This is a genomic window from Microbacterium azadirachtae, from assembly GCF_025583665.1.
Classification (GTDB): Bacteria; Actinomycetota; Actinomycetes; order Actinomycetales; family Microbacteriaceae; genus Microbacterium; species Microbacterium azadirachtae.
On sequence record NZ_CP099706.1, the window covers coordinates 2,398,906 to 2,411,623 of the forward strand.

The following is a 12,718-nucleotide window of genomic DNA, read 5'->3' on the forward strand; positions in this document are numbered from 1 at the left end:
GGAGCGACATCCGTGACCCCTGACCGCCAGAACGGCGCCGCCGGCTTCGACCCGGCCACCGCGACGATCGTCATCGTCACCTTCAACCGCTCCCACCTGCTGCAGGGACTGCTCGAGAGCATCGAGCGGATGGACCCGAAGCCGGGACGGGTCGTGATCATCGACAACGCCTCGTCCGACGACACCACCGACGTGGTCGACTCGTACCGCTCCCGCGTCGGCACGGAGATCGTGTACCGGCGGCTCGAGACCAACACGGGCGGATCCGGCGGCTTCAGCGAGGGCATGCGCACCGCGTACGAGCTCGGATCCGAATGGATCTGGATGATGGACGACGACGTCGAGGTGCTCCCCGACGGCCTCGCGAGGATGGGCGCCTGGGCGCCGCGCTTCAAGAGCATCCAGGGCCGGCGCTACGACTACGACGGCAGCGCGTTCTACTGGCAGTACCGGATCGCGGAGCGCATGGGCATCCCGATCCCGTTCGCGCCCGCAGGCTTCGACGCCACGGGCTTCAAGCCGATGAACAGCGGCTGCTTCGAGGGGATGTTCATCCACCGCTCGATCGTCAAGGAGATCGGCCTGCCCGATCCGCGCTTCTTCATCTATTGGGACGACCAGATGTACGGCTGGCTCGCGTCGCGCAAGACCCAGGCCGTGATCGTGGACGAGTTCGTGCTGCGCCGCACCCGCGAGATCAAGCAGTGGGACATGGGGATCCGGCACATGAACGCGTCCAGCAACGCATACCGGTACTACATCATGCGCAACCGCGCCTACCTGAAGCAGTACTACCGCCAGCACGGCGTCTACAGCCCCGTGCTGTTCGGCCTCGGCACCACGATGACCTTCGCCAAGGAGCTGATCCGTCTCGTGTTCGTCGAGCGCACGATGCGAGGAACGAGCAATCTGTTCCGCGGGCTGCGCGACGGCGGGAAGATCGGCCGCGACCGCAGCTGGCGCCCCATGCCGGCCCTGGAGGACTGATGAGCGAGCAGAAGCCGGAAGCCGTCTGGATCTTCCCGGACGAGAAGCCGAAGCGCGGAGGACGGATCGCGCTCATCATCGCACTCGTGGTGGCGGTGCTGATCGCCGCCGGCGTGGTGGCGCTGTTCCTGATCCCGCGCGGCGACGGCGCGGCACCGACCCCGAGCCCTTCGGTGTCGAAGTCCGCGACGCCGTCCCCGACGGTCTCCCCCACGCACGCACCCACCTCCGCTCCGACCGATCTGCCGACCGCTCCGGTCACCTCGCCTCCTCCGGTGCCTGACCCGTCCCTCGACCAGTTCCGCGCCCTGGTGCAGCCTCGGCTCGATGACGCCGCCACCGGCCTCGGCATCGCCCAGGGCCAGAGCGGGGATGCGGCGACGCAGACCGTCGACTCCTTGCAGATCGACGCCCAGAACCTGGCCGGGCAGCCCGCACCGTCCTCGATCGCCGGTGCGTGGAGCCAGGACGTGAACGTCTACTCAGCCAAGCTTCAGGCGCTGAAGAACGCGTTCGCCAGCGGCGCGGATGCCTCCGCAGCGCTCGCCGACGCCCGCGCGGCGCTCGGACAGCTGCGCGGACTCGTCGGACTCTGAGTCCGCAGGCGGTCCCTCAGGAGTTGTCCGCGTTGTACCGGTCCAGCACGTCGCCGATGGATGCGTCCAGGACCAGTCCGCCCTTGTCCAGGTAGAGCCCCCGCGTGCAGAAGCGGCGCAGATCCTTCTCGTTGTGCGAGACGAAGAACAGCGTGCGCCCCTCGGCGAGCAGTTCGTCGATGCGCCGGTAGCACTTGTCCCTGAAGGCCTTGTCCCCGACGGCGAGCACCTCGTCGACCAGCAGGATCGGCTCCTCCAGCTGGGACACGACGGAGAACGCGAGCCGGACCTTCATGCCGTTGGACAGATGCTTGTACGGGGTGTCCTGGAACTTCTCCAGCTCGGCGAAGTCGATGATGTCGTCGTAGCGCGCGGAGACCTCGGCACGGCCCATGCCGTGCAGACCCGCGGTGAGCCGCACGTTCTCGCGCACCGTGAGGTCGCCGACGAAGCCGCCGGTGAGCTCGATGAGCGGGGCGACGCCGCCGTGCACGCGCACCTGCCCCTCGTCGGGCAGCATCACGCCCGCGACGAGCTTCAGCAGCGTCGACTTGCCCTGGCCGTTGCGGCCGACCACACCGATCGCCTCGCCGTGGCTCACGCGGAACGACACGTTCCGCAGCGCCCAGAACTCACCGGGCCTGTTCCGCCGCTTCTTGCCCGCGAAGAGGTCCTTGAAGCTGCGGCGTCCTCGGCGGCCCAGCCGGAACCGCACGCCGAGCCCGTCGACCTCGATCGCGGTGCGCTCCTGGTCCATCACAGCTCCTTCAGCACGTCTCGCTCGAGGGAGCGGAAGGTGAACAGCCCGAGCGCGAGGAACACCAGGGTGACGACGACCCCGATGATCACCGGCTCCGGCTGCCACTGCCCCGGGAACAGCCCGACGCGGTACAGGGTGAAGATGCCCGACAGAGGATTGAGCGCTCCGAGGACGTGCAGCTCGTGCGGGAGGTCCTTGAAGCCGTAGATGATCGGCGAGACGTAGAACAGCGCCCGGAGGATCAGCGCCGTCGTGCGCTCGAGATCGGCCCAGAGCACGCAGAGGGGTGCGACCAGCAGCCCCAGCCCGATGAGGAGCACCGTCTGCCAGATCATCGCCACGGGGAACAGCAGCAACGACCAGTTCGCCTTCGCCCCCGCGAACACGGCGAACAGCACCAGCACGGGAATCGCGAACGTGAACTCGAGGCCCTTGGTGACGATGACCCGCACCACCCAGATGGACCGCGGGATCGCGGTGGACCGGATCAGGCGGGCGTCCTTCTTGAACGCGCGGGTGAACTCGCCCACCGCCGTGTTGAACCACACCCAGGGTAGCAGCGCGGTGATGAGGAAGACGATGTACGGCTGCTCGCCGACCTGACCTCGGTGGAACACCTGCGTGAACACGAACCAGTAGATCGCACTCATGACCAGCGGATCCAGCACGGACCAGAGGTAGCCCAGCACGCTCGTCGCGTAGCGGACGCGGAGGTCGCGCGCCGACAGCAGCCACAGCGAATGGAAATAGCGCCGGGGCGACCCGGGGGCGCCGGCCGTCGTGTGACTCACGGATCCGAGTCTATTCGGGGTCGCTGCTCGTCCCTGTGTCACGGCTTCAGGAAGTCGTCGCCGAGCTGCTGCTCGAGCGCAGGACCGAGGGTTCGGGCGAACTGCGCGCTGAGGTGGTTCATGTCGAGATACACCGCGATGTGCCCGATCACGACATGGCAGGTCCCGTCAGGACAGAGCCAGGGCGTGAAGTCGATGAGCGTCATCCGGTCGGCGTACTCGGCGGCCGGATTCTCCGGCGCCAGCGCGGACTCCGCGGGGAAGTCGCAGAACTGCCGCTCGATCGCGCACGTGTAGTAATTGGTCTCTCCCGAGCGCGGGTTGTCGCGTACGCCCACGACCGGGATCGCGGCCGCATCGAAGGTGTCGAGCAGGTCCCCCAGCCCGGCGATCGCCTCCTCGTCCGGACTGTCCGCGGACGCCGCCGTCACGATCGTGAAGAACGCGTCGGGATGGATCGTCAGCACATGGTCCAGCGCGGCGGCCTGCCACTCATCGCAGAGATGTTCGGGGACGGCCATCGGATGATCGGCGGCGAGGGAGCACCACGGCCGGAAGATCATCACGACCCCCCACCCGCGCCGATCCGCGACAGCCCGGACCGCGGAGGTCATCTGCTGTGCATGCGAATTGCCCATGACCACCACGACGCGCGACGCACTATCGGCATTCGACGTCTGCCGGCAGTTCTCCTGCACGATGTCGACGTCGGAAGCGAACCTCCCGGAGCACGCCCGGTCCAGCTCCGTCCAGTTCTCCGCCTCCGGACCGCTCACGGAGGGGATGATGGGAATGCCGTCGTCCTCGGTCGTCCCCGGTGCTCCCTGAGCACCCGTATAGGCCTTCTTGTACGCCTGCTGCAACGCCGCAGCCTGGCTCGTCACGTTCCACTGCCACGGGGCGAGGACGGCCGTCACGAGCGCGATGCAGCAGACGATGACCGCCGCGTTGCGCCAGGGGACGCCGCCATCGCCGGCGCGAAGCCGCAGCGGCCTCTCGACCCAGAGGGTGATGACGCGGGCCAGCACGAGCGAGGACGCGATGATCAGCGCGCCGTCGAGCGCGGACGCCTGGGTCTGGCCGCGCCAGCTGAGCCAGAGGATCAGAATCGGCCAGTGCACCAGGTAGAGCGCGTACGCGTCGCGGCCGACGGCCAGCACAGGGCGGGTCGCCAGGATCCTGCCCGGGCCGAGATCCGCCGAGGTGGATCCCTCGTCGTCGGGTCGGGTCCCGGAGACGATCACCAAAGCGGCCGACACGATCGGCCACAGTGCAAGGTATCCGGGGAAGCCGCCGCGCACGTCGATGACCATGCCGCAGACGACGAGCCCGAACAGGCCGAGCCATCCGAGTGCGGCGCGCAGCACCCGGGGAAGGCGGACGTGCGGGAGGGCGAGCGCGAGCAGCGAGCCCGCGGCGAACTCCCAGAGCCGCGCACGGGTGTCGAAATAGGCGAACGTCTGCTGCCCCGCGGTCTCCCAGACGGAGAAGGCCAGCGAGCCGGCGAACACCACGCCGAACAGGACGGCCATGACGCCCCCGGCCGACCGCCCGGTCGTGCGGACGATCAGCGCCCCGACGAGGAAGAGCAGGGGCCACAGCACGAAGACCTGGCCCTGCACGGAGAGCGACCAGAAGTGCTGCAGTGGTGAGGCGAGCGCCGAGTCGTGCGCGTAGTAGTCCACGCCGTCGTTCGCGAGCACCCAGTTCTGCACGTACGCGAGGGAGGCCCAGCCCTCCTTCCAGAGCTGCGGCCAGGAGGTCTGCGGCAGGAGCAGCCAGCACGCGCCGAGCGTCGCGGCCAGCACCACAGCCGCCGCCGGCATGAGCCGGCGGAACCGGCTCAGCAGGAAGGCGCCGATCGCGAGCGGCTTGCCTGCCTCCATCCGGCGCACGAAGGAGCCGGTGAGGAAGAAGGCGGAGATCATCAGGAAGACGTCGACTCCGCCCGAGACCCGCCCGATCCAGACGTGGTAGACGACGACCAGGAGGATCGCCACGGCCCTCAGCCCGTCGATGTCGCTGCGGTGGCCCTGGCGCTGTCGCTGCAGGGCGCTCGTCCGCGCCACCGCAGCGCGATGCGCCCGGCGGGAGTGCGTGTCGACCGTCATGCCAGCTGGTTGTTCCACATCGACAGGGCGGATCCGATGGCCATGTGCATGTCCAGGTACTGGTAGGTCCCCAGGCGACCGCCGAAGAGCACGTCCTGCTCCCCCTTCGCGAGCTCGCGGTAGGCGAGCAGGCCGTCTCGGTCGGCCGCGGTGTTCACCGGGTAGTACGGCTCGTCGCCCCGCTCCGCGAACCGCGAGAACTCCCGCATGATCACGGTCTTGTCGGTCGGGTAGCGATCGGCGCGCTCGGGGTGGAAATGGCGGAACTCGTGGATCCGGGTGTAGGGCACATCCGCGTCGGGGTAGTTCATGACGCTGGTGCCCTGGAAGTCTCCCGTGTCGAGCACCTCCTGCTCCAGGTCGATCGTCCGCCAGCCGAGCTCGCCCTCCGCATAGTCGAAGTAGCGGTCCACGGGACCGGTGTACACGATCGGCACCTGACCGACGGTCGAGCGCTTGTTCAGCGGCTGCGCGTCGTCGAAGAAGTCGACGTTGAGCTTCACGTCGATGTTGGGGTGATCGGCCATGCGCTCCAGCCACGCGGTGTAGCCGTCGGTCGGCAGGCCCTCCCAGGTGTCGTTGAAGTAGCGGTTGTCGTAGTTGTACCGCACCGGCAGCCTGCTGATGATCGACGCAGGGAGCTCGCGCGCGTCGGTCTGCCACTGCTTGGCGGTGTAGTCGCGGATGAACGCCTCGAACAGCGGACGGCCGATCAGGGCGATCCCGCGCTCCTCGAGGTTCTTCGCCTCATGCGCGTCGAACTCGCCTGCCTGGCCCGCGATGAGCGCCCTCGCCTCATCGGGCGTGTAGGCGGCGCGGAAGAACTGGTTGATCGTGCCCAGGTTGATCGGAAGCGGGTAGACCTCGCCCTTGTGCGTCGAGTACACCCGGTGCACATAGCCCGTGAACGTCGTGAAGCGGTTCACGTACTCCCACACGGTCGCGTTCGACGTGTGGAAGAGGTGAGCGCCGTAGCGGTGCACCTCGATGCCGGTCGTCGGCTCGTCCTCGCTGTACGCGTTGCCGCCGATGTGGTGACGACGGTCGATGACCGTCACCTTGCGGCCCGCTGCTGCGGCGCGCTCGGCGATGGTGAGGCCGAAGAAACCCGACCCGACGATGAGGAGATCCATGTGAGAGGCCCTTCTGCACGATGCGTTCCCTGCCCCGTGCGCTCCGCGATCATCGGGATCGATCGCAAAACACCTCGATCTTACGGCCTGTCGCTCGATGAACCCTGGATCCCTCCCGCGTGGGCTGGGCAAGGCGGGTCGCCGGAACGCGCTGCGATACAGTCGACGGAGGCACACTTCTTCGCGGGCCCGCTGCCGCGTCGACGTTTCGAACGCCGCCGAGCCCCGTCCGAGCGCCCGAGGAGAGCATCCATGTCGGAACACGTCCTGATCACCGGCGGAGCCGGCTTCATCGGAACCCGCCTGTCCGCGCGATTCGCGAGCGACGGCCACGCCGTCACCGTCCTCGACGCGCTCATCCCGCAGGTCCACGGCGAAGACCCCGAGACGACCTCCCCGCTGCTGCGCTCGCTCGACGGCGTCGCCGAGGTGATCGTGGGCACCGTGACGTCGAAGGAGGATCTGCGCCGCGCGCTTCGGGACGCCACCATCGTCATCCACCTGGCGGCGGAGACCGGTACGGGCCAGTCGATGTACGAGATCGACCGCTACGTGGACGCCAACGTCGGCGGAACGGCGAAGCTGCTCGACATCCTCACCAACGAGGAGCACTCCGTCCGCCGCGTCGTGATCGCGTCGTCGCGCTCGATCTACGGCGAAGGAGCCTACGAGACCACCGACGGCCGGCGGGTCTACCCCGAGCACCGTTCTGACGCCGACATGGCGGCGGGCGACTTCGAGGTCCATGTTCCGGGCGAGGGGGAGCTTCGGCTCATCCCGACCGACGAGACCGCGCTCGTCCACCCGTCGTCCGTCTACGGGATCACGAAGCAGATGCAGGAGTCGCTCATCATGACGGTGGCGCCGACGATCGGCGTCGAGCCGGTCTCGGTGCGCTACCAGAACGTCTACGGCCCCGGGCAGTCGCTCAAGAATCCGTACACGGGCATCCTGTCGATCTTCTCCACGCTGATCCGGCAGGGCAAGGACATCAACATCTTCGAGGACGGCGAGGAGAGCCGGGACTTCGTCTACATCGACGACGTCGTCGAAGCGACCTATCTCGCCGCCACGGCGCCTGCGGCCGCGGGCGGGATCTTCAATGTGGGTTCCGGCGTCGCCACGTCCGTCAACGACGTCGTCGCCGCGCTGTTCGCCGCGTACGGCACGGAGGTGCCGACGCGGATCTCCGGCAACTACCGCCTCGGCGACATCCGTCACAACGTCGCGGACACGAGCGCGCTGCGTGAGATCCTCGGATTCACCCCGGCGGTCGCGTTCGAGGACGGCGTGAAGCGGTTCGCCGAGTGGGTGCTGACCGAGCCGGTCGAAGCCGACGGATACGAGCGCTCCCTCAAGGAGATGGCCGAGCGCAAGCTGCTCAAATGACGGTCGCTGCTCGGGCTGCGCCCGCGCCTCATTCCGCTTCGGAGTAGATCCCTCGCCAGAACGGCTCCCCGGCGAGTTCCCGTGCGGCTTCGCGATAGCGGCGGGAGAGCGCCCGCCAGGACCACCACAGCCGGAGCCGGAGCCCGGCAGAGCGACGGAGCAGTGCCAGCGCCTCGGACCGCGAGCGATGCAGCAGGAAGGAGCCGGATCCTGACGCGCTGCGCAGCCGCGCGTCGTCGAGGAGTCCCAGCCGCCACCATTTGCCCGATGCTCTCTGCACCGTCTCGGCCGGACGGCTGAGCGGTCTGACGGGCGCAAGCTGATGCAGCAGCACTCGCGTCATCCGTCGCGCCTGAGCGATCGCACCCCGCGGAGCGGACTGCTCGCGGTGCGGCGCAGGCGTTTCCTGCGCAGGATCGTCGGGACGGACCGCTTGACCCGCATCGGCGAGGATCCGCTGCGCGCGCGCCCGCCCGCCTCGCAGAGTCGCGGACAGGTGCTCCGGCCCGGACAGGACGTCCTCCAGGGCGACGTTGCGCAACCGGCCCGATCCGTACTGCAGGCAGAGCACATGGTTGACGTCCTGCGTCCAGGTCGCCCAGAGCACCCGCCGGGGGCGCCGCTCGTGCACGAGGGCCGTGACCAGTCTGTTGCGCAGCTGGAAGTACGCCTGCCAATCCAGCCCGTCGTCCTTCGAGGTCCACGGGACGTGCCACAGGGCGACCCCCGGAATCGTGAGCGTGCGGTGGCCGGCGGCGGCTGCGCGCAGACCGAATTCCGCGTCGTCCCACTTGATGAAGAGCGGCAACGAGGCACCGACCGCTCGCACCACCTGCGTGGGCACGAGGCACATCCACCATCCGTTGAAGTCGACGGGGCGGAAACGCCGCAGACCGGGCGTGCTCTCCAGAGGATGCGCCGCGAGGTCGGCGGCCGACAGCTCGGGTTCGGTCGAATGCCACCACATCCGCGACCGATCCATCTGCTCCCCCATCGAGTGCAGCACGGTGGGTTCGAGCATGCTCAGCATCTGGGCCCCGAGCAGCGGGTCGCCGACCGCCGTCGATGCGAGCGCGTGCAGGCGCCGAATCGACTCCGGCTCGATCCGCACATCGTCGTCCAGCAGCAGCACGTGGGTCGCTCCGGTCCCCAGGGCCTCGAGCATGCCGCGGCTGAAGCCGCCGGAGCCTCCGAGATTCTCCTGGACGATCACCCGCAGCGGCACGCCGTTGCGAAGAGGCCCGTCCGGCGCGTGCGGGCCGATCGGATCCGTCCCCTGGTCCACGACGACGACATGCGCCAGGACGTCCGTCAGCTCCGCGTCCCCCAGTGCGTGAAGGAGCAGCGCGCAGTCGTCGACGCGGTTCATCGTCGTGATCGCCACGTCCATCCGCACCGGACGCGACGGAGCGTCGATCCGCCACTCGGCGTCGAACACCCGGACCGTCTCCCGCCCCGTCTCGACCTCCAGCCAGATCCAGGTCAGGCCCTGCGGAAGGACCGCGTCGAGCACGAGCACTCCTGAACCCCGAGACTCGGCGAGCGTGTACGGCGCACCGTCGGCGGTGACGCCGCGAAGACGGTGCACCCCGGCGCCCTCCGCGCTCAGGTGCAGTGCGACGCGGTCGATGCCCGTCGCAGAGGCCCAGATCCCTGCAGGGAACGCGTTGAAATAGGTCGCGAACGAGGCGCTCACGCCCGGAGGAATGCGGACCGCGCGTCGGCCCTCCACGACGACGGGGCCACGCACGTACAGCGGGACGGCATCGGCGGCGATGCCGTCGACGGGGAACACCAGGCGCTGGGCGACGACCCCGGTCTCAGCGGCCACGGAACCGGCGCCATCCTCGCCGGGCGACCTCTGTCGCCCTCTGGCCGAGCGAGGTGCGCTCAGACAGCTGGCGGTCGACCTCGTCCTGGATGTAGCGCGCGAGGTACAGCATCAGGCCGTCGCCGTGTGCCGCGGCGAAGGCCCGCAGCGCCTCGTCGCGGATCATGCGGTCGTACTTGTCGTGCTCGTCGGCCAGCGCAAACATGCTGTTGCCGAGGATCCCCTCGACCCCGCGACGCTGCATCCAGTACGCACCGACCCGGTCTCGCAGGTATCCGATCGGGTGCAGCCGCAGCACACGGAGGTTGAACTCCCAGTCCTCGGCCGCGTGCACATCCTCCCGATAGAGCCCGACCTCGTCGTGCAGCGCACGACGGTAGACGTAGGCGATCGGGACGAATCGGTTGACCTGGAGCATGTCGGCGTATGTGACGCGAGTCATCTCGCCCCAGAACGGCTCGCGTCCGGTCTCGATCAGCCGCTCTCCGTCGATGCGCTCGTAGACGATCTCGGTCCGGGTCACGACCCCCGCGTCCTCGGGAGTGCGGTCGAGCCATGAGACCGCGTCGGCCAGGAAATGCGGCGCCCAGAGATCGTCGTCGTCGTGGAGCACGACGAACTCGGTGGACAGCGCCTGCACACCCACGTTCGCCGCCGCCGAGCGGCCCAGCCCGGTGGTGCGGTGGATCACTGACGCCCGGGGGCCGAGCTCCGAAGACAGCGCCGCCACGATCCGGTCCACCGGCGCGGGGTCTCCCCCGTCGTTCACCACGACCACGGACCAGTCGGCGAAGCTCTGCCGGGCGATGTCGTGCAGCGCCCGCTCCAGGAAGACCGGCCGGTCCTTGGTCCTGACGACGACACCGACACGAGCGGACGTTTCAGGCAAGAGATCTCCTGTGGGAACCGGGGCTTCGATGCTCGAAGGCTACCATCTCCCGTTGTCGCGGCCCCGGGAGCGCCTAGACTCCGAAGGATGCTGACCCGCCTCCGAGGACTCTGGCGCGCCGCGCGCTCTCTCCCCGTTCTCCGCCCCCTGCTGGGCGTCGCAGACCGGCTCTGGTGGGCGCGCACGATCCGCCGTGCGGACATCGTCGACACCCGGTTCGCGGCGGGCCAGCTCGGGCGGCCGGTCACGGACCGGCAAGCCGTCCGCGCCTACGTGCGGGGAGGCTTCCGGTCGGGTCTGACGCTCAATCCCCTGTTCGCGGAGCGTCTCGTATCGCGACAGCTGCCGGACGCGGATCGGGTGCCCGCGATGTACGCCTATCTGATCGCGGATCAGCGCGACCTCGAGACATCCCTGGCCTGGGACGCGCCGTCGTATGCACGATCCGACCGGTTCCGTCCCGGAACCCCGGGCGGAGTGCTCGGGAGCGCCTGGCGCGTGCTGCGGTCAGGCGGGACGATCGTCCTGCGCGGCGGAGGCTCCGCCGACCTCGGCGCGCTGCATGCCTCGGCGCTCGGGACGGCGAGCCCCGCGCGCCCCGCGGCGGACACCGTGCCGCACACGGTGCTGCACTGGCAGCTCGACGGGGACGACGCGGACGGCGAGGGCCTGCGCGGCGCTCTCGGCGTCCTCCGGGACGACGAGGTCGCGAGCGACGGCCTGCGCGTGATCCTGGAGCTGACGAACGCACCGCACGACGTCGGCATGCTCACCGGCCCGCTGCCTCTGGGCGACCCGCGCATCCGCGTCTTGCGGTACCCGCCGGCCGATGCAGAGCCCGCCGAGTCCCCCGCGGACGCGGTGATCGTCCGCCGAACGCCGGGCGCCGCCGTCACCGCAGAGACGATCCGCCGCCTCGTGACCGCCGCACGCCGAGGTCCTGTCGCGCCGGTGTGGATCTCCCCCGCGGGCGCGGTGGCCTCGGCGGGCCTCCTCTCCCTGGACGGCCGGGTCTACCGGGCGCTGCAGGACTTCCCTCGCGAGGACGCCGTGGCCACGGGCGATGAGCTCCTCGTGGCCGCGCTGGACTCCCCCGTCGTCGCCGCGATCGCCGGCGACCGTCGTCCGCCGCGTACGCTGCTCGGCGAGAGCGTCATCGGGCCGCGAGCGGACCGAGCGCCGACCACGGAGGATCTCCCGGAATCTCCGCCTCCGACGCTCTCCCCCCGTGGTCTGCGCCACGCGGGCTGGACCGCAGGCGGCGGCACCGCCCGGCCGCGGTACGTCAAGGATCGCGCGACCGTCTCGCTTCCCGATGGCAGTGTCGCCCCGCGTCTGCGCTGGGCGATCAAGACCGCAGCCCCCGCGGGGCCGCAGGGCGAGTCCTGGGGGGAGACGCATTTCGCCCGTTCGCTCGCCGCCGCGCTCGAACGACTCGGCCAATACGTCGCCGTCGACTCCCGCCCTGCGCTCGACCGCGCGTCGTCCGAGTACGACGATGTCGTGCTGTGCCTGCGCGGCCCCCATCCCCTGCCTGCGCCGGACGTTCCGCACCGGCTGCTCTGGATCATCAGCCACCCGGACGAGGTCACCGGCGAGGAGGTCGCCGGATACGACCGCGTCTTCGCCGGTTCGGCGGCGTGGGCGCAGGAGGCCGCCGCGCGGTTCGACGTGCCGATCGAGCCGCTCCTGCAGTGCACAGACGCGCTCCGGTTCCGGTCCTCGGGAACCGCCCGAGGCGACGACCTGGTCTTCGTCGGCACCGCGCGCGGAATCGCGCGTCCCGCGGTCGTCGTGCCGCTGCAGGCCGGTCGGCATGTCCGCGTGTACGGGCCGGACTGGCGGGGCTACATCCCGGGTTCGGCGATCGTCGCGACGCACGTGCCGAACGGAGAGCTCCCTGCGCTGTACGAGTCGGCCGGGGCCGTTCTCAACGACCACTGGCCCGCGATGCGCCGCGAGGGGTTCATCTCGAACCGTCTCTACGACGTCGTCGCTGCGGGCGGTCGCGCGATCAGCGACCACGTCGACGGCATCGAGGCGATCTTCGGGAGGGCCGTGCGCACGTTCCGGGACGACGAGGAGCTCGTCGCCCTGACCGCGCCGCCGCTGGACCGGCATTTCCCGCCGGGATCGGAGCTCGTCGAGATCTCGGAGCGGATCCGCCGCGAGCACTCGTTCGACGCTCGCGCGCGAACCCTGCTCGACGCGGTCCTCGCCCGCCGGTGACG

10 protein-coding genes are annotated in these 12,718 nt (G+C 69.6%); 4 read left to right on the forward strand and 6 right to left on the reverse strand.

The genetic code is table 11. The features are described from left to right. The first annotated feature begins 12 nt into the window (after positions 1–12). Both NFX31_RS11430 and NFX31_RS11435 read left to right on the forward strand, forming a co-directional pair. Complete coding sequence (locus NFX31_RS11430; protein WP_262955773.1) at positions 13–987, forward strand: glycosyltransferase family 2 protein; 975 nt, start codon at positions 13–15, stop codon at positions 985–987. Further along, positions 987–1,583 (forward strand): hypothetical protein, encoded by a 597-nt coding sequence (locus NFX31_RS11435; RefSeq protein ID WP_045251157.1) that lies wholly within the window; start codon positions 987–989, stop codon positions 1,581–1,583. The genes NFX31_RS11430 and NFX31_RS11435 overlap by 1 nt, the downstream gene beginning before the upstream one ends. Before the next feature lie 16 nt (positions 1,584–1,599). Here NFX31_RS11435 and NFX31_RS11440 read toward each other — a convergent pair whose 3' ends face one another. From NFX31_RS11440 to glf, 4 genes are read right to left on the reverse strand one after another with little or no spacing between them, the layout of a single operon-like run. Beyond that, entirely contained in the window at positions 1,600–2,340 is a 741-nt protein-coding gene (locus NFX31_RS11440; RefSeq protein ID WP_045251158.1) for an ABC transporter ATP-binding protein, read from the reverse strand. Further along, on the reverse strand, positions 2,340–3,134 hold the full coding sequence (locus tag NFX31_RS11445; RefSeq protein WP_045251159.1) for an ABC transporter permease: 795 nt from the start codon (positions 3,132–3,134) through the stop codon (positions 2,340–2,342). Before NFX31_RS11445 ends, NFX31_RS11440 begins: the two co-directional genes overlap by 1 nt. A gap of 38 nt (positions 3,135–3,172) precedes the next feature. Then, entirely contained in the window at positions 3,173–5,245 is a 2,073-nt protein-coding gene (locus NFX31_RS11450) for an acyltransferase family protein (protein ID WP_262955775.1), read from the reverse strand. Then, a complete protein-coding gene (gene glf / locus NFX31_RS11455) occupies positions 5,242–6,378 on the reverse strand; it encodes a UDP-galactopyranose mutase (RefSeq protein ID WP_045251160.1) in 1,137 nt (378 codons plus the stop codon). The genes NFX31_RS11450 and glf overlap by 4 nt, the downstream gene beginning before the upstream one ends. 252 nt (positions 6,379–6,630) lie before the next feature. On the opposite strand from glf, the gene NFX31_RS11460 reads away from it, so the two are divergent. Beyond that, entirely contained in the window at positions 6,631–7,767 is a 1,137-nt protein-coding gene (locus NFX31_RS11460; RefSeq protein WP_045251161.1) for an NAD-dependent epimerase/dehydratase family protein, read from the forward strand. A 28-nt stretch (positions 7,768–7,795) separates the two neighbouring features. On the opposite strand, the gene NFX31_RS11465 is transcribed toward NFX31_RS11460, so the two are convergent. Both NFX31_RS11465 and NFX31_RS11470 read right to left on the reverse strand, forming a co-directional pair. Further along, complete coding sequence (locus NFX31_RS11465; protein WP_262955777.1) at positions 7,796–9,598, reverse strand: glycosyltransferase; 1,803 nt, start codon at positions 9,596–9,598, stop codon at positions 7,796–7,798. Then, entirely contained in the window at positions 9,588–10,487 is a 900-nt protein-coding gene (locus NFX31_RS11470; protein WP_262955778.1) for a glycosyltransferase family 2 protein, read from the reverse strand. The genes NFX31_RS11465 and NFX31_RS11470 overlap by 11 nt, the downstream gene beginning before the upstream one ends. Positions 10,488–10,574: 87 nt before the next feature. On the opposite strand from NFX31_RS11470, the gene NFX31_RS11475 reads away from it, so the two are divergent. Continuing rightward, the gene (locus tag NFX31_RS11475; protein ID WP_262955780.1) at positions 10,575–12,716 is read left to right on the forward strand and encodes a glycosyltransferase; all 2,142 of its coding nucleotides are present in this window, start codon (positions 10,575–10,577) and stop codon (positions 12,714–12,716) included. Positions 12,717–12,718: the final 2 nt, after the last annotated feature.